Here is a 15,846-nt window from a genome sequence, read left to right on the forward strand (position 1 = left end):
AAGTTTGATAATTCTTATTTATAATTTTTTTGTTAAATAATTGATATAAAAAATAAGACAACTCAAAAAGTTGTCTTATAATTAATTGATAATTGCAAAAAAAAATTACTTTTTGCAATCTTTCGGAGCACAAGTTGCCGAATCGTCTTTGCAGCAATGGGTTGAACATTTTTCAGTGCAATTTTTCTCCGCATCAGTTTTTGACAAGTTTGCATAAGCGAAGATACTTCCAGCTGACAATACCAATGCTGCAAGAGTAAGGTACATTTTGTTTTTCATAATTTTAATTTTTAATGATTAATACTACTTAAGACGTACTAATCTAAAAATGATGCAGACTTTGCTGATTTTTTTTCTAACAGCCTGAATTTTTATATATGAACCTTCCGTAAATGATCCGGTGATATCAGCATTTTCCTCCGCTGCATGATTTTTTAGAGGTAACATTCATAACATTTCCACGGCGGTCTAATTCAATACTGCAGCAATCCAGAAGCATTTCCTTTAATTTGGATCTGCCTCTTTGCACGCGAGACCGTATGGAAGGATAGGCAAGGCTGTATTTTTCTGTTAAGTCTTTCTGTTTGATTCCATGTATTTCGCTGTCCATGATAATATCCCGATAGTCTTCCGGCAGGCGCTCAATGAATTTTATTAAACAGCAGTCCAGACTTTCCGAAGTATCAAAATCTGTTTCATGCATTACTTTTTGCATCATACATTCGGTCAGCTCCGATTTTTTATGATTTGAATTTTTTCGGTAATAGTCAATAATGGAATTTCTTGTGATTGTGAAAATCCAGCTTTTTAGTTTGCCTTCGTCGGTCAGTGATCCTAAATTCTCGTTTATCTTTATAAAAACTTCCTGCAAAACATCAGATGCATCGTGGGTATCATTTATGCGCGCCTTAATATACTTGCCTAAAATGATATAAAACTGATTGTGAATAGTATTTATTTCCAAACTCATAGTTTTTATGTTCTGCTTATGCAGAAAGCGGGATTAGCAACAATTGATTTTACCTCTGAAATTATTCCAGATAAGGGCTGTTTTTGGCATGCATAAGAAAACATGAAGAAGTGCCATTAGGATAGCTCCCGGCAGTAGATTTACAATTAACAGATTAAAGAATCCCGGAGATTGATTGATATTGGAAATCATTATTTCCCCATTTTGAAAAGTAAACCTGATGGAGAGATAAACCGCAATTGACGCAAAATGAAACCCATTTACGAATAAATGGACAATATATTCCCAGCGCGGAAGCCCTCCCATAAACTGCCTGCTGTCTTTCTCTATAAAAGCGTCATACCCGAGCACCATTATATCCAAAAGAACTATGGTTAAGCCTATTACAAAACTAGTATGATTATCCTGTTTCAAGAACAAAAAATAAAGGATTGCCGGAAAGAAAACAGCTCTCAATGTATGGGTAATGTGCTCGGTTTTACTTTCTTCCCGATTGTGAAGCTGGTATTTGAAAATATGCAGATAAAAGCCATCATACAAGGCCAAGACCGCAAAAAGGACAAGAAAGAAGGATGAAATGATAATTGCTGTTTCCATTTTATTTTTGATTGATTATAAAAGCAAAACTATGGGGAAGCATAATTAAAACGAAGGACAAATGTCCTCTATTTTTGTGCTATCTCATTTCTTATCCTGCTGAGTGTCCTGCGTGTTATTCCAAGATAACTTGCAATATCATTTACTGAAGCCTTGTTTACAACTGCAGGCTGTTCCTTAAGCATGCGCATGTATTTTTCCTTTGCGGTTTCATTGCACAAAACACTGGCATACTGCTCCATAACCATATACTGCCGCTCGGCAATTGTCCTTCCTATATTCTGCCATAGCGGACTCTTCTGATAGAGAATCTGCAGGTCATTGTAACTGATTGTTATAAGCTGGGTATCTTCCACTGCCTGAATGGAAAGTTCCGAAGGCTGCTGCGAAATAAAGCTCTTATATGAAGCCGTGAGATTATTTTCAGCGCAGAAGCAGGAAGTCACTTCTTCGGATTTTTCATTTATGTAATAGGTCCTGAGCAGTCCTTTCTTTATGAAAGCGGCCTCATGAGATGTTTTGCCAATTTCTGCAAAATAACTCCCTCTGCTTATAGTGCGTGTTTTGAAATATTGACCGTAATTTTCAAATTCCTGGTCGCTGACTGCAGCAATACTCCGCAAAAATAATTTAAAGCCTTCCATTCTTATGAATTTTTAAAAACTTACAAACTGTCAGTACGATTTGAATAGAACTTTTTTCTAAACCAGAAAGCAAGATTTACCAAGGCTATAAGAGCAGGCACTTCTACCAGAGGACCTATAACACCTGCGAAGGCTTGTCCGCTGTTTATTCCAAATACTCCGATTGCCACGGCAATGGCAAGTTCAAAATTATTCCCTGTTGCTGTAAATGCAATAGATGTGGCTTTTGAATAGTCTGCCCCAAAATATTTGCCGATAAAGAAACTGATGATAAACATCAAAGTAAAGTAAATCACAAGCGGTATTGCAATGCGCACAACATCCATAGGGATCTGAACAATAAGTTCCCCTTTCAGGCTGAACATTACAATGATTGTAAAGAGCAATGAAATAAGAGTAATAGGTGAGATGAATGGCACGTACTTATTCTCAAACCATTCAGAACCTTTTAAAGCTATCAAAGCATAACGGCTTATAATTCCAAGAGCAAAAGGAATACCTAAATAGATACCGACGCTCTCGGCAATCTGAGCAATGCTGATGTTCACCTCAAAACCGTCATATCCAAAATAGGGAGGGAGGATGGTTATAAAGATGTATGCATATACGCTATAAAGCAGCACCTGAAAAATGCTGTTCAGGGCAATAAGCCCTGCAGCATATTCGCGGTTTCCGTCTGCCAGATCGTTCCATACCACAACCATTGCGATACAGCGAGCCAAACCGATCAGGATCACTCCAATCATGTATTCAGGATATCCGTTCAAAAACAGCAATGCTAATAAAAACATCAAGACAGGGCCTACAATCCAATTTAGGAATAAAGAGGCACCCAAGACTTTTGTGTTTTTGAAAACCTGTCCCATCTGCTCATATTTTACTTTTGCCAGAGGCGGATACATCATCAGGATAAGCCCTATTGCCAATGGAATGTTTGTTGTTCCGCTGGAGAAAGAATTGATGAAATCTCCGCTGGAAGGAATAAAATATCCTATTGCCACTCCTATTGCCATGGCAAGAAAAATCCAAAGGGTCAAGAAGCGGTCAAGGAAGCCTAGTTTTTTGCGTTTGACGGCTGGCGCACAGTTATTTGCTGACATTTTATTTTTTTATTTGCGAGAATACGTAAAACATTTCAGTTCCTATCTGCAGGCTGCGCTCCAGATAAGTTTCCTTCTGCTGAGGCGTTCCGTCAGAAATTTTTGGATCTTCAAAAGTGATCGGAATTCTTTTCTCTGCTCCTGCTATAAAAGGGCATCCGCCGTCAGCCTGTGAGCAGGTCATTATTGCGGCGAATCCGCTTTCAGGATTGAAATCATCATCATAGGTTTTGGAAAAACCAATGACAGGAAGTTCGTCAGCTGAATATTTTATGGAATAAAAAGGGTTCGATCCCTCTGAAAGAGTTTTGATGTTGAATCCTGAATACTTCAAAGTCTCCGCAGCCATCGGGAAAAGAGCAGTGGCCTCAGTTCCTCCTGAATAGCATGAGACATTTTTTACATCATAAAAGGCAGCCGCTGTCTGCGCCCATACCTGCGAGAGATGGCTTCTTCTTGAATTATGAGTACAGATTAAATTTAACCTGGTTTCCAGATTATTGTCAACTTTAGTCTGAATGAAGTCGATTAATGGCTGCAGGACTGCTTTGCGATCTTCGGAGATTTGCTTAAAATCAAATGATTTAACGGTATTCTCAATTTGCGGATATAACATAGTTTTGTGGGCTGTAAAAGGTTTATTAATTATCTCTTTAATGATTAGCAGCATCCTCCGCCTGGAGTGCATGAATTAGCATTGTCCGCATTTAGCTGAGATAATTTTACTTTAGGTTTGTCAGATGGAATACCGCACTGTTCCTGAGCAAGACAGGCTGTCTGTTTATTGAGTAGAGTGAAGTTTTTACCGTTAAAGTCCAAATCGTATTTCCCGATGGTTGTGTTCTGGTATTCTACCTCAATTTCATAATCTTCAATTCCCAATACTTTTTCTGAAAGCTCAATGATATGAATCAGTTTCTGAGGTTTAAGCCTGTGCTCGTAGTCGTTGGCATCCCAAAGCTGGAAATTTACGACAGTCTCTTTTCTTACTGTTCCTCCGCAGTCGATGAAGTTTTTGGTAACCAGACCTACTTCGGTTACATGAAAATATTCTGGTACAAATGTGCCGTCTGGCAGTTCAAAATTTACAGCCTCAACTGTTTTAAGCACTTCTTTAATTTCTGAAAGTTTCATAATTTTTTATATTTAGTTAAACTATATTTTTTATTAATTAATAAGACTGCTTCTTCTTTCAAGAAGCGCAGTATCTCTCCAGATACCATTTTGTTTTCCGATTTTCTCCCTTGTTCCAAGTATCCTGAAGCCTGCTTTTTCATGAATGCGGAGACTTGCCGTGTTCTCAGGAAAGATCCCTGCCTGAAGCGTCCAGATTCCTTCTGTTTCACTCTGTTTTACAAGTTCCTTTAAAAGGGCAAGACCAATTCCTTTTCCTGAATTTGCAGGATCCACGTATACGCTCACTTCTGCAACTCCAGCGTAAACGCAGCGGGAAGAAACAGGGGTAAGGGCAGCCCATCCAATTACTTTGTTATTTTCTTCCATCACAATTCGGCAAGATGCAAGATGAGACTGATCCCAGTCTTCCCACGAAGGGGCGCTGGTCTGGAACGTGGCGTTGCCGGTATCAATTCCTTTTTGATAGATTGATTTTACTTGATTCCAGTCTTCAACTAATAGTTTTCTGATTTCCATATCTCTTAGATTAACAGCATTCGTTTTTCTTTTTTGCTAAATGATCAGATATGTGCTCAAAAAAGCCTTTTATCTTTTCCAGCCCAGGCTCATTGATGCAGTAACAGATAGAATTTCCTTCGATGCTTCCTTTAATCAGTCCTGCATTTTTCAATTCTTTCAGATGCTGTGAAACTGTCGGCTGTGAAAGGGGAAGTTCGTTTACAATATCTCCGCAGATGCAGGCATCCACTTTTAATAAATATTCCATAATAGCAATACGCGCAGGATGGCCCAGCGCCTTGGCTAAAACAGCCAGCTCATTCTGGCTTTCTGTAAAGTGATCTGTTTTTGTTGCTCCCATCGTTTTATATTTATATTGCAATATTACGATATAAAATTGAATAAGCAATGATTTATGTTGTTATTTTTAATTTGTTTAATTGCTTTGAGAGTGATTTAATTTGAAAAATCTCTTAAAATATTGTTAAGGTGCTATTCTGGTCTTTGTGTTTACTAGGTATTTGAGTGGTTTGAATCCTGAATGGTTAACTTGACAGGATTTATAAATAATCTATTTTTTGAAGTAAAAGCTCGTTAAATGGTTTGTAAAAGGCATAAAAAAAACGCTAAATCGAAAGATTTAACGTTTTTTTAAGAGTGACCCTTACTGAACAATTTACAAACCATTTTATGAATGATTTAAAGAAATTAGCCTATTTTCAAGTGAATTTGTGAGATTATTATCTTGTTCTTTCATTTCTGAGCGGTTTGTATGTATCGTAGGGGTAAAACAATTGTTCAATTAATTTTTAATGTGATAAAAGTTTCCTTTATAAATTTTGATTATTTCCTTTAAATAATACGCATAGTTAGAAGCAAATTCAAATTTCCAAAATATCTCTATCATAATTTACCCATGATAAATTTTAAAATGGAGTTGTTGAAAAAAATCAATTTAGGCTTCTATACTCCTTAGGTGTCTTTCCTGTCTTAGTTTTAAATAGTTTGCTAAAATACTGCGGGTATTCAAAACCGAGAGAATAGGCAATTTCTGCAACAGAAGAATCGGTATTCATTAAAATGCTTTTGGCTTCTTCCATGAGAAAATAATGAATATGATCTTGGGCATTCATTCCAGTTTCTTTTTTTAGCAAATCTGTTAAGTAATTTGGAGATAAATGAAGTGCATCTGCAAGATCTTTTACTGTTGGAAGTCCGTTCTTTTTTAAATCACTTTTGTTAAAGTATTCCTTAATAATGTTTTCTGCTTTAGCAACAATATCGCGGTTTGCATTCTTTCTGGTTATAAACTGTCGGCCGTAATAGCGTGAACAGTAATTTAGCAGGAGTTCAATATTAGAAACGATTAAAGTCTGGCTGTGATTGTCGATATTTTCCTGAAGTTCGTTTTGAATCTTTACAACACAGTCATGCAATATCTGTTTTTCTTTTTCAGAAAGGTGTAAGGCTTCGGATGTTTCATAGGAGAAAAACGTGTATTCTTTCATTTTTAATCCCAGAGAAGTATTGCGGATAAGGTCTGGATGAAAAAAAAGTCCCCATCCCATCATGTCGTCTCTTTTTTCAATTTCATTATCCATCGTCATTGTCTGTTTGGGAGCGATGCAGATTAGGCTTCCTTCTTGAAAATCATATGTCTGCTTGCCGTATCGGAGTCCGTTTGCACAATAATTTTTAAACATTATCGAATAAAAATCACAGCAGATGCGCGTGCCTTCTTCGACATATTCGTCTACTTTGCTAAAATCGATAACAGCCACCAGCGGATGATTGATATTGCCCTGCTGCACAAACTTATTTATGTCGGAAATGCTTTTTAGATTGATTATCGGTTTCATATTCTCTTGATCAAAAACAAATTATTAATTTACTTTAACTCTTTAGTTTAAAATTTTTGCATTGCTTAATTCTGCTACTATCATTTCGTAATATGCATTGGCTCTCTCCTGCGAAAAATAATCAACCATTAATCCGGCTAAGGCAAAAAAGGCAAGTCCAAGGCCTAATCCATGAAGAGCTGGATTTTTAGAGAACCAAAAGAGCAGCAGTGAAATAGGAAAAAAAACAACAGCCACAATTTTTGATATTGTATATCCGATTTGAAAATCTTCAACACGTTTTTTTTCGGCTTTTACAAAAGCATGATGGTCTTTTTCAAAATCCTGTTTATAGGATGTTAATCGGTTATTGTTTGAAACAATCATAGAGAAACCAATTGCTGTGTAAACTATTCCCACTACAATTAAAGGAATAACTAATGCTTTGGCATTCAAGGTAGAACCAAATTTTCCAAATAAAATGCCTCCAATGATCGTGATAATACCAAAGTTAGTGATAAAATAGGCTTCAAATAATTCGCCTGTGATCCAATTTAGAGTATGATTGTAAAAATTCATCATTTATATCTATGCCAAGTTACTGTTTTTCCTAATAAGGATATTCCTAAATAGCCTCTTAAATTGAGTTTGCCATCTTCAATCCATGCTTTGCAGGTATAGGTATCGCCGCTTGGAGGATCGTAAATTTTCCCGTTAGTGTACTCTTTACCGTTCCATTCTAATCCTGTTAAGCTGGTTATGCCAAGAATGTTTCTGCTTCTCAATCTTACATCTGGGTTTTTGCTGTCTTTTTTAGAAGTTATGCCATCTTTTTCAACCACAAGATTTCCCCATAAAAGTTTGGCCGAATAATTAGCGCCATCTTTAAAAAACTCCATTCGGACATCCTTTTTATCAGATTCCCACACGCCGACTATCGATTTCTCATTAACTTGAGCCTGCATTTTAGAGGCCACGGCCAATAAAATCAAAAACAAAATTTTAGCTGTCTTCATCGTTTTTATTTTTATGCATAGGTTTTACATTTGGCTCATTACAATTTTATCAAACAGCTTATCTCCCAGATAGGTTCTCATCCAGACCATAGGTTTTGCAAATTTTCCAACCCTGTAACGTGTTTTTGGATTATTGCTGTTCACAATTTTAAGGATAGTGTCAGAAATAACGGATGGATTGGAAGAGCCATTTCCTTCTGCAGACTTTTTGGTTCCTTCAACTATTTTTTCCATCAGATTGGTGTAAGCACTTCTTTTGGAGATTTTTGAGAAGTTGTCCAGCAAAACAGAACCAAATTCAGTTGCAATAAAACCTGGTTCCAAAACCACAACCTTAATGTTGAATGCTTTCAATTCCAATCGCAGACAGTCGCTTAGCCCTTCAACTGCGTGTTTGGAAGCGTGATACCATGCGCCCATTGGAAAGTACATTTTTCCTCCCATTGAAGAGGTATTGATGATTGTCCCTGAATTTGCTTTACGCATATAAGGCACCACTTTTTGGGTTACTGCCGCAATTCCAAAAACATTTACTTCAAATTGTCTTCTGGCTTCATCTAAAGAGACATCTTCTACTGATCCATACAAACCGAAACCGGCGTTATTCCATAAGACATCAATTTTTCCCTCTTTTTGAATAATTGTATTTACGGCAGTTTCTATTTCAGATTCATTTGTAACATCCATTTGAATTGGATATCCTCCCGATGCTTTTAAATCCTGCATCTGATTAATTCGTCTTGCGGCTGTGTAAACTGTATGGCCTTGTCTGATAAGTGCTTTCGCAGTTTCTTTGCCCATACCTGAACTCGCGCCTGTAATTAAGATTATTTTTTTCATTTCTTTCTTCGTTTAAAATTATATGGCAAAATTAGAATGATAATAGAGGTAAGAATTAATACGAATCCATTATAGTTGTATACTTTTCTAATATAAAAGCTTAAGAAGATCCAAGATTTGCATTTTATATTTCTATACTTTGATTTTGGCCTGCAAAATTGTTTTGGGAGGACTGCTGATAAAAGATATAGAATTAATGAAATTGTGATAAGGACGCTATAATTATTTTGGGAATTACTATATTAGTATTAACAAAATTAAGACAAGCTTAAAGAGAAAAAATCCTATATCCTTAGCGGGATTTCGAACCATCGTTCAGCTTCGATTAAATCTCTGATAGCGCCACTTTAAGACTGTTTATTTCAAACAGACTAAGAATTTCTTGTGAAAAAATCGAACCGCAAATATTAGGCTGTTAAGGCTTGAAATATCTACACATTAGGGTATAAAAAAAGAGACAACTATTTACTAGTTGTCTCCTTAAGTGACCTCAAAGATACAATTTACAAACCATTTTATGAATGATTTAAAGAAATTGGCTTACTTTCAAGTAAATTTGTAAGATAATTATTTTAAATTTTTGTTAGGAAGCGGTTTGTATGTATCGTAGAGGTTAAATGTTAAAAAGGCTATTTTTAAAATATAATTGAATCTCTAAAGAATATTTATTAGATTAAAATCTATAAGATTATTTGATTTATTATTGCAAGAATTTGATTCAAATAATATTTAAAATAATATAAAACTTTTTAGAAAATATATAGCAAAATTTGTTTAGGATAGGAATGTACTTGATGCTGGCGTTTTTTAACTTTGACTATTTATATTTTATATTAATGGAGATAATATCAGAAGTCATATTAGTGGTTCTGGTATAATGACCATAGCGTATTTCTAGAGTGTTCCAGTGTTTTAAACCAAATATACCGTTTGGAGGAGTAAATTTCATTCCCATTCCAAAGAAACTGCTGTCAAACTTTGATAAATCATAGTTGCTGGTATAGAATTCATCGGCTGCAGTATGTTCGCCGTAAGGTTTGAAATACTTGGTTCCACTTTGGGTATAATACCTATAAAAAGGGCTCAATGAAAATGCCTGAGTTAATTTTACAGGAATCTCCAGATCAGCAGTATGTGCTTTCAGGCTCCAGTCGTCTGTATAATATCTATAATAAGCGCGGATAATCACATTATCACTAAAGAAATAACTAGCTCTTATTCCCAGTGGAATTTTAAGTCTTGTATCAGGCATTTTCTCCTGATGAACAGAACCGTCAGTAAAATAAACCCTATGAAAAGGAAGGCTTAAATACCCGTTTTGGCTGATAACATCACCTACGATCATCAACTGCAGATTTTTGTTTACCACCTGTGAGTAACTTAAAGTTCCGGCAAAAGTGTTTCTGTTGGCACTATCATACCCTTCGTTTCCTGGTGTACGGAGTTCAATGGGTTCAATTAATTTAAGCTGATCAATATAAGTTTGGAATTTAGCGGTAAATTCCCCGTTTTTGTCTTTTGTTTTTTGCGAGAAAGCAATATTTCCTCCAAAAGACTGATAATCAAACTCGGTTGATGATGAAATCCCAAAGACATAGGTTCTTCCTTTTTCTTCATTTTCTCTTAAATAAGTCAATGAAGGATAAAATCTGTTATCAGATGAAGAAGCAGATGAATTCGCACTCAAATCAATCATATCTGACGACGCGGAGGTATAATGATCAATTCCGGCTTCTATATCAAAAGTATGTTTGATTCCGGTTTCGCCGTACTTTACCAGTTTAACATCGATCGTGTTTGCAATATCGGTTAAATGTTCAGAACCAATTCCGCCCGTAACGGCTGAATTATCTCCATCTTGTTTATAATAGCTCGAAACTAGATTAACTTCTTCCAATTTTAATTTTTTGCTTTTATAACTGGTAGAATCGGTGGGAACATTTTGCGCCCTTGTCTGAAATAATGCCAATAAAGCAAATCCTGTTATGAATATTCTTTTCATTTTTTATAGTATGAAAATTAGTTACAACCGCAGCCACCACCACTTTTTCCTGAATTTGCTCCGGAAGCTCCTTCACGGTAGGATTGAAAACTGAGTTCTGTCTTTTCAATTTTTCTGTTAGAAAGCACCATTTCAGAATCGTTGAGTTTCCCCTTTTGGTATTCCTTAACCGAAGTGCAGGAGGTAAGCAGCAGGCCGGCAAGAGCAGTACTGCATAACAATACGAGAATTTTTTGCTTTGGCTTTTTCATTTTAGACGGATGTTTTTGGATGTGTAAATTTTATTATTGTCATCAATTATTATGCAGTATAAATCAGGAATCTGATCTATTAAAAACAAGCCTGCTTTAATTCCCATAACCGCAATTGGAGTTGCCATTGCATCTGCAAATTCTGCATTTGAGGAGATAATGGTGACGCTTTTTATTCCTGTTATCGGGAGTCCTGTTTTTGGATCAATGGTATGCGAATATTTTTTTCCGTTAATGGTCACGAATTTTTCATAGTTGCCTGATGTTGCCACTGCTTTATTGGATATTTCCATAAACGAAAATGCCGCATTTGGCGCATCAGGATTAGCCACACCTATTGTCCATTTTTTACCGTTCGGTTGCAGTCCCCATGCGCAAAGATCTCCGCTGGCATTAATAATACCGCTTTGTACATTATGTTTTATAAGAATCTGCTTTGCCATTTCTGCGGCATATCCTTTTCCGATACCTCCAAAACCAATACGCATTCCTTTTTCTTTTAAAAAGACGGTTGTGTTTTCTCTATCAAGGATAATATTTCGATAATCAATGAGATATACCATTTTTAATGCTGTTTCGGCATCTGGTAATTTAGTCATGGATTTGTCAAAATTCCATAAATTTTTGTCAATGCTTCCATACGAAATGTCAAATGCTCCCTGTGTAATTTTCGAAATTCCCATAGATCTTTCGATAAGATTAAAAACTTCCAAATCTACTTTGACAGGCTTGATTCCTGCATTTTCGTTAATCAGATTGGTTTGGCTGTCCTCTTTATAGGTAGTTAAAAGTTTTTCAATCCGTCTGATTTCTTCAATAGCCAGATTGATATATTCATTTGCAGCTTTTTCATTTTCAGCAACAACTGTTATAGTAAAGTTGTTCCCCATGAGTTTCAGGGATTGCGAATATTTTTGTTTCTGCAGTATGTTATTTTCGGCTGTCACAGATCGCTTTTATTTCGGCAGTCCATTGTTCAGGAGTAGTTTCTGGTTTTCCATGCCAGGTTTTGATTACTTTGCCATCAGCATCCAAAAGAAGTGTTAAAGGAAAACTTCCGTCTTTATTATAAATTTCTGCTAAATCCTCGTTTCGTTTAACCTGCTCAGGAGTTCCAATGTTTTTCTTTTTTCTTGGAAAATCAGCATTAACCAGCACTAGATTTTCATTGGCCATGGCAGTAAAAACTTCACTTTCAAAATAGTTTCTACGTGTTACTATACATGGACCGCACCAGTCTGAGCCTGAGAAGTTCAATAGAATCAATTCGTGTTTTTCCTTTGCAATTTTTTTAGCATTATTAAAATCAGGTTCCCAGTTTATGGTAATTGCTGTTGTTAATAAAAGGAACAGGCTAATGAGCTTCATTTCAGAGTTTAGTTTTTAGATATTTACGAAATAACGGATTGTTAGTGGTCTTATTTTCTTTTATTGCTTAAGATTGAATTAATTTTTTAATTAGTTAAAAAGCACATTCTATCTTATGAGGTCTGAACACCAAAGATATAACCTACCAATGCTGACATCACCATTGCAAAAGTTCCCCAGATACAAATACGAAGAACTGCGGTAAATATTTTTGAACCTCCTGCCTGTGCAGCTAAAAAGCCGGAAAATGCAAGGAATACAATTGAAAACCCATATTGATAAAAGACCATTTGCTTTATAGGAGCGAAAATGGCTACCAAGAGCGGTAATAATCCTCCGATGGTAAAAGATATTGCTGATGCAAAAGCAGCCATAAGCGGATTGGCCTGCGTTATTTCATTAATGCCGAGTTCATCTCTTGAATGGGTTCCAAGTGCATCATGAGCTGTTAATTCGACGGCAACCTGTCGGGCTAATTCTTTATTTAATCCTCTTTGGATATAAATATCCGTTAGTTCTTTCAGTTCTTCTTCCGGCTGGGTTTCAAGCGCCAGTTTTTCTCTTTTTAAATCTGCTGTCTCAATATCAGATTGAGAACTTACCGATACGTATTCACCAGCAGCCATTGAAAGTGCACCAGCAACCAGCCCTGCGACTGATGCCAGCAAAATTGGTTCTCTGGAAACACTGGCGGCAGCCACGCCGATTGCTAAACTGGTAGTGGATAAAATCCCGTCATTAGCTCCAAGGACCGCTGCCCTTAACCAGCCGCTTCTGTTGATGAAATGGTTTTCTACGTGCATTTTTATTTGAATAACAGTTTAACCCAGTCACGCTTTTCAGCGATTTTTTCGGTACCTCCAAAATTTGTTTTCAGCAATTCCCTAATTTGAAATTTTGTTTTATTCTTGGTGCTTTTTTTCCAATCATTGAAATCATAAATATGAATTTCTACTGCATTTGGATTTGTTATAAAAGAAATCCGTGATATTAAGTCTTTATATTTTATTACTTCATTCAAAATACTGCGGCTGGGAACCACTATCAGTATATTTTCCCAATTCAGATAGTCCTTGCTAATATCATTTCTCTTGTCTAATGCCAGAGATTCAAAAAAAGCTGTTATTTTTTGATTGTTTAGCCGGTCAATTTTTTTATCAATGTTTTTAAATGTGCCTTCTAAGAGCTCTTTATCAATGACATTCATTTCAATCTTTTTTCCAAGTAAATTTAACTCAAAATGCCTTCCGTTTTAGAGCAATTGCATTAGAATGATTCTAAATTTTTATTTTCTATTTTTTGTTTAGCATTCAATTACAGCATGTTGCTTATTAGTATTTTGATCTCTTTGATTATTTTTTAGGTGAATTTCTGCTTTTATAATTCGTTGTGCTAAGATTTTGACTAAAATTTAGAATTTCCAAAAAATTAAAGAACCGTGTTAACTTTTTGTGGTAAAAAAAAAGTAACAATTCCAATAATGATTTAGGTCATTTTTGAGATTGATGTACATCATTTTTTTCCCCGTATTCTTTAATCAATTTTGTTTTATCACAAACAGGAGGTTTGCTGTAGAGGTTTGATCTGCAGCACTGAATTAATTTTTTAAACTAAAAAGCGCCATGAAAAAGAATAATGACATTTTAAGAAAAGAAGTAAAAGAAGCCCTAAAATGGGAGCCTATTTTACATAGTACTGAAATTGATGTGCATGTCAACGAAGGTGCAGTTGATCTGGGAGGGACTGTAGATACCTATGCTCAGAAAAAGGAAGCGGAACATGTTGTTAAAAAAATTCCAGGGGTTAGGGATGTGTTTAATAATGTAAAAGTTGATTTGTTTACATCAGATATTAGAAGTGACAAGGAGATAACAGATTTAGTCATTAAAACCCTAAAGGAAAACTGGGCAGTCCCAAACCATAGATTAACAATTACAGTAAAAGACGGCTGGGTTACTCTTAAAGGAATCCTACACTGGAATTTCCAGAGAAAAACAACTGATGAGGCAATTCGCTATTAATGGAGTGAGGGGCTTATTGATGAGATCAAAATAGAAGCTGAGATCAAAAATGAAATTGAGAAAGAAATTGTTGAAAAGGCACTTCGCCACAGCTGGGTGTCAGATAGCAAAAAAACAGTCAGAAAAAATGAGATCAATTCAATGTTTTGGGCAGTTTTGATTTACCTGCCAAATATCAACAGTCTTAAGGCCAGTTTTATATAAAGGCACTATTTTTTGCGGATGGAATAATGGATATTTTTTGTTTTTCGTCCTGCATACTGATAAAAAATAAAAAAACCAGAGGCAAAGCAGCAAACCTCTGGCTTTTTAAATTATTAGATCCAAGAATATATTCCCTATACTTATCTTCAATAAACAGCTGCTTAATTAAAATTTCTAGTGGCAAATTTACAATTAAATTATGAAATAGAAATTTGATTTAAATCAAGTAAATCTGATCTTTTTGATTTAGACGCATATTTTTGATGTTTTTATAAAAATGGCTATATCTAAAGTTTTGTGTCTCTAAGGATATATTCTTAGTCATATTAATGTTAAAATGGGCATTTGATTTTGATATGCAAACTTTAGAATAGATTTTTTAGCGGGTAATTCTGATGTATTATTTGTGCTCTTACCATTAGGGCCCACCTGAAAAATCAGGGGCATCTTCCCAACGGAAAATATGCCAGTATTTTTTTTTTTTTCAAACTGGCAGACGGCACGTCTGACCTGATGAAGCAGCTTGTTATAATTATCTATTAAAATTATATTTTCTGTCCCTGCTTTTTTTTTTGATTTAAATCAAATTTTAGAAAGATATTAATCAGTTAAATATATTGGGACTCTCCATACTTTTGCTACTTGTTAAATTATTCCATTTAACAGGGAAAATTAAGCCAACTGCAGCAAATGCAAAAGTATTTATAAAATGATTTTTGAACAACTCAAGCAAAATAAATCTATTGATGATAACGAGTTTAACCAAGTGTACCCTATTAGGATAAAGAAGCTGGCGGCCCGTCATTGGACCCCCGTAAAAATAGCCAGAAAAGCTTTTTTGGTGGACAAACCCAATAAAAGGGTATTGGATATAGGCTCGGGGGCTGGGAAATTCTGCCTTGTGGGGGCCGCTTTAACAAGTGGAATTTTTTATGGGGTGGAGCAAAGGGAATCGCTTATAAAATTATCGCGAAAAATTGCCAAAAAATATAAGATTGATAATGCAGAATTCATACACTCAAATATTATGGAGATATCTTTGTTGGATTATGACGCTTTCTATTTTTTCAATTCATTTCAGGAAAATATAGATTTGACGGCCCGTATTGACAAATCAATTGATCCAAGTGAGGAACTATATAATCTATATACAGCTTATCTTAAAGACCAGCTGGAGAAAACTCCCATTGGCACAAAACTGGTTACCTACTGGAGCAATTGCAGAGAGGTTCCAAAAAGTTTCAGCCTAGAATCCGTTTCGCACGGCGGGATATTAAGCTTCTGGAGAAAAACGGCTTAAATTGGAGCATTAAATCTATAAACGCTGCCAAATAAAATCAATTAAAATAGGGACGGTGAA

Annotated in this window: 20 protein-coding genes; 2 read left to right on the forward strand and 18 right to left on the reverse strand. The window is 35.6% G+C overall.

What is annotated here, in order from left to right; genetic code table 11:
- Window positions 1–406: 406 nt before the first annotated feature.
- The 18 genes from sigZ to NYQ10_RS14700 form a co-directional block, all read right to left on the reverse strand.
- The gene (sigZ, locus tag NYQ10_RS14615; RefSeq protein WP_281233740.1) at window positions 407–970 is read right to left on the reverse strand and encodes an RNA polymerase sigma factor SigZ; all 564 of its coding nucleotides are present in this window, start codon (window positions 968–970) and stop codon (window positions 407–409) included.
- Between the two features lie 33 nt (window positions 971–1,003).
- Window positions 1,004–1,567, reverse strand: coding sequence for a hypothetical protein (locus tag NYQ10_RS14620; protein WP_281233739.1), 564 nt, complete (start codon window positions 1,565–1,567; stop codon window positions 1,004–1,006).
- 68 nt (window positions 1,568–1,635) lie between these two features.
- Complete coding sequence (locus NYQ10_RS14625) at window positions 1,636–2,211, reverse strand: Crp/Fnr family transcriptional regulator (RefSeq protein WP_281233738.1); 576 nt, start codon at window positions 2,209–2,211, stop codon at window positions 1,636–1,638.
- A gap of 20 nt (window positions 2,212–2,231) precedes the next feature.
- Entirely contained in the window at window positions 2,232–3,311 is a 1,080-nt protein-coding gene (gene arsB / locus NYQ10_RS14630) for an ACR3 family arsenite efflux transporter (protein WP_281233737.1), read from the reverse strand.
- 1 nt (window position 3,312) lies between these two features.
- Entirely contained in the window at window positions 3,313–3,927 is a 615-nt protein-coding gene (locus tag NYQ10_RS14635; protein ID WP_281233736.1) for a low molecular weight phosphatase family protein, read from the reverse strand.
- A 44-nt stretch (window positions 3,928–3,971) separates the two neighbouring features.
- Window positions 3,972–4,445: a DUF6428 family protein gene (locus NYQ10_RS14640; protein ID WP_281233735.1), complete on the reverse strand. Its 474-nt coding sequence runs from the start codon at window positions 4,443–4,445 to the stop codon at window positions 3,972–3,974.
- 33 nt (window positions 4,446–4,478) lie between these two features.
- A complete protein-coding gene (locus tag NYQ10_RS14645; RefSeq protein WP_281233734.1) occupies window positions 4,479–4,964 on the reverse strand; it encodes a GNAT family N-acetyltransferase in 486 nt (161 codons plus the stop codon).
- Window positions 4,965–4,974: 10 nt separating this feature from the next.
- Window positions 4,975–5,307, reverse strand: coding sequence for an ArsR/SmtB family transcription factor (locus tag NYQ10_RS14650; protein ID WP_281233733.1), 333 nt, complete (start codon window positions 5,305–5,307; stop codon window positions 4,975–4,977).
- Between the two features lie 589 nt (window positions 5,308–5,896).
- On the reverse strand, window positions 5,897–6,805 hold the full coding sequence (locus tag NYQ10_RS14655; protein ID WP_289877082.1) for a helix-turn-helix domain-containing protein: 909 nt from the start codon (window positions 6,803–6,805) through the stop codon (window positions 5,897–5,899).
- Between the two features lie 42 nt (window positions 6,806–6,847).
- Window positions 6,848–7,363, reverse strand: a complete 516-nt coding sequence (locus NYQ10_RS14660; protein ID WP_289877083.1) for a hypothetical protein — start codon at window positions 7,361–7,363, stop codon at window positions 6,848–6,850.
- Window positions 7,363–7,800: a DUF2147 domain-containing protein gene (locus NYQ10_RS14665; RefSeq protein ID WP_289877084.1), complete on the reverse strand. Its 438-nt coding sequence runs from the start codon at window positions 7,798–7,800 to the stop codon at window positions 7,363–7,365. Before NYQ10_RS14665 ends, NYQ10_RS14660 begins: the two co-directional genes overlap by 1 nt.
- Before the next feature lie 24 nt (window positions 7,801–7,824).
- On the reverse strand, window positions 7,825–8,640 hold the full coding sequence (locus NYQ10_RS14670) for an oxidoreductase (protein WP_160781456.1): 816 nt from the start codon (window positions 8,638–8,640) through the stop codon (window positions 7,825–7,827).
- 817 nt (window positions 8,641–9,457) lie between these two features.
- Window positions 9,458–10,642, reverse strand: a complete 1,185-nt coding sequence (locus tag NYQ10_RS14675) for a DUF3570 domain-containing protein (RefSeq protein WP_289877085.1) — start codon at window positions 10,640–10,642, stop codon at window positions 9,458–9,460.
- Window positions 10,643–10,659: 17 nt separating this feature from the next.
- The gene (locus NYQ10_RS14680) at window positions 10,660–10,893 is read right to left on the reverse strand and encodes a DUF4266 domain-containing protein (RefSeq protein WP_223705957.1); all 234 of its coding nucleotides are present in this window, start codon (window positions 10,891–10,893) and stop codon (window positions 10,660–10,662) included.
- Window positions 10,890–11,783 (reverse strand): FAD:protein FMN transferase, encoded by an 894-nt coding sequence (locus tag NYQ10_RS14685; RefSeq protein WP_289877086.1) that lies wholly within the window; start codon window positions 11,781–11,783, stop codon window positions 10,890–10,892. The genes NYQ10_RS14680 and NYQ10_RS14685 overlap by 4 nt, the downstream gene beginning before the upstream one ends.
- Before the next feature lie 40 nt (window positions 11,784–11,823).
- Window positions 11,824–12,261: a thioredoxin family protein gene (locus tag NYQ10_RS14690; RefSeq protein WP_289877087.1), complete on the reverse strand. Its 438-nt coding sequence runs from the start codon at window positions 12,259–12,261 to the stop codon at window positions 11,824–11,826.
- A 113-nt stretch (window positions 12,262–12,374) separates the two neighbouring features.
- A complete protein-coding gene (locus tag NYQ10_RS14695; RefSeq protein ID WP_289877088.1) occupies window positions 12,375–13,064 on the reverse strand; it encodes a VIT1/CCC1 transporter family protein in 690 nt (229 codons plus the stop codon).
- A 2-nt stretch (window positions 13,065–13,066) separates the two neighbouring features.
- Window positions 13,067–13,468 carry a hypothetical protein gene (locus NYQ10_RS14700; protein WP_289877089.1) on the reverse strand — a complete coding sequence of 134 codons (402 nt, stop codon included), beginning with the start codon at window positions 13,466–13,468 and terminating at the stop codon, window positions 13,067–13,069.
- A 415-nt stretch (window positions 13,469–13,883) separates the two neighbouring features.
- Between NYQ10_RS14700 and NYQ10_RS14705 the strand changes: the two genes are divergently transcribed.
- Window positions 13,884–14,282 (forward strand): BON domain-containing protein, encoded by a 399-nt coding sequence (locus NYQ10_RS14705; protein ID WP_289877090.1) that lies wholly within the window; start codon window positions 13,884–13,886, stop codon window positions 14,280–14,282.
- A 913-nt stretch (window positions 14,283–15,195) separates the two neighbouring features.
- Entirely contained in the window at window positions 15,196–15,786 is a 591-nt protein-coding gene (locus NYQ10_RS14710; RefSeq protein WP_289877091.1) for a class I SAM-dependent methyltransferase, read from the forward strand.
- Window positions 15,787–15,846 lie beyond the last annotated feature (60 nt).

The organism is Flavobacterium johnsoniae (genome assembly GCF_030388325.1).
In the GTDB taxonomy this organism is placed as follows: domain Bacteria; phylum Bacteroidota; class Bacteroidia; order Flavobacteriales; family Flavobacteriaceae; genus Flavobacterium; species Flavobacterium johnsoniae_C.

What these genes read in the sequence shown, in the direction of transcription:
- sigZ (WP_281233740.1), bottom strand. Translation starts at nt 970, where the DNA reads ATGAGTTTGGAAATAAATACTATTCACAATCAGTTTTATATCATTTTA.
- NYQ10_RS14620 (WP_281233739.1), bottom strand. Translation starts at nt 1,567, where the DNA reads ATGGAAACAGCAATTATCATTTCATCCTTCTTTCTTGTCCTTTTTGCG.
- NYQ10_RS14625 (WP_281233738.1), bottom strand. Translation starts at nt 2,211, where the DNA reads ATGGAAGGCTTTAAATTATTTTTGCGGAGTATTGCTGCAGTCAGCGAC.
- arsB (WP_281233737.1), bottom strand. Translation starts at nt 3,311, where the DNA reads ATGTCAGCAAATAACTGTGCGCCAGCCGTCAAACGCAAAAAACTAGGC.
- NYQ10_RS14635 (WP_281233736.1), bottom strand. Translation starts at nt 3,927, where the DNA reads ATGTTATATCCGCAAATTGAGAATACCGTTAAATCATTTGATTTTAAG.
- NYQ10_RS14640 (WP_281233735.1), bottom strand. Translation starts at nt 4,445, where the DNA reads ATGAAACTTTCAGAAATTAAAGAAGTGCTTAAAACAGTTGAGGCTGTA.
- NYQ10_RS14645 (WP_281233734.1), bottom strand. Translation starts at nt 4,964, where the DNA reads ATGGAAATCAGAAAACTATTAGTTGAAGACTGGAATCAAGTAAAATCA.
- NYQ10_RS14650 (WP_281233733.1), bottom strand. Translation starts at nt 5,307, where the DNA reads ATGGGAGCAACAAAAACAGATCACTTTACAGAAAGCCAGAATGAGCTG.
- NYQ10_RS14655 (WP_289877082.1), bottom strand. Translation starts at nt 6,805, where the DNA reads ATGAAACCGATAATCAATCTAAAAAGCATTTCCGACATAAATAAGTTT.
- NYQ10_RS14660 (WP_289877083.1), bottom strand. Translation starts at nt 7,363, where the DNA reads ATGAATTTTTACAATCATACTCTAAATTGGATCACAGGCGAATTATTT.
- NYQ10_RS14665 (WP_289877084.1), bottom strand. Translation starts at nt 7,800, where the DNA reads ATGAAGACAGCTAAAATTTTGTTTTTGATTTTATTGGCCGTGGCCTCT.
- NYQ10_RS14670 (WP_160781456.1), bottom strand. Translation starts at nt 8,640, where the DNA reads ATGAAAAAAATAATCTTAATTACAGGCGCGAGTTCAGGTATGGGCAAA.
- NYQ10_RS14675 (WP_289877085.1), bottom strand. Translation starts at nt 10,642, where the DNA reads ATGAAAAGAATATTCATAACAGGATTTGCTTTATTGGCATTATTTCAG.
- NYQ10_RS14680 (WP_223705957.1), bottom strand. Translation starts at nt 10,893, where the DNA reads ATGAAAAAGCCAAAGCAAAAAATTCTCGTATTGTTATGCAGTACTGCT.
- NYQ10_RS14685 (WP_289877086.1), bottom strand. Translation starts at nt 11,783, where the DNA reads ATGGGGAACAACTTTACTATAACAGTTGTTGCTGAAAATGAAAAAGCT.
- NYQ10_RS14690 (WP_289877087.1), bottom strand. Translation starts at nt 12,261, where the DNA reads ATGAAGCTCATTAGCCTGTTCCTTTTATTAACAACAGCAATTACCATA.
- NYQ10_RS14695 (WP_289877088.1), bottom strand. Translation starts at nt 13,064, where the DNA reads ATGCACGTAGAAAACCATTTCATCAACAGAAGCGGCTGGTTAAGGGCA.
- NYQ10_RS14700 (WP_289877089.1), bottom strand. Translation starts at nt 13,468, where the DNA reads ATGAATGTCATTGATAAAGAGCTCTTAGAAGGCACATTTAAAAACATT.
- NYQ10_RS14705 (WP_289877090.1), top strand. Translation starts at nt 13,884, where the DNA reads ATGAAAAAGAATAATGACATTTTAAGAAAAGAAGTAAAAGAAGCCCTA.
- NYQ10_RS14710 (WP_289877091.1), top strand. Translation starts at nt 15,196, where the DNA reads ATGATTTTTGAACAACTCAAGCAAAATAAATCTATTGATGATAACGAG.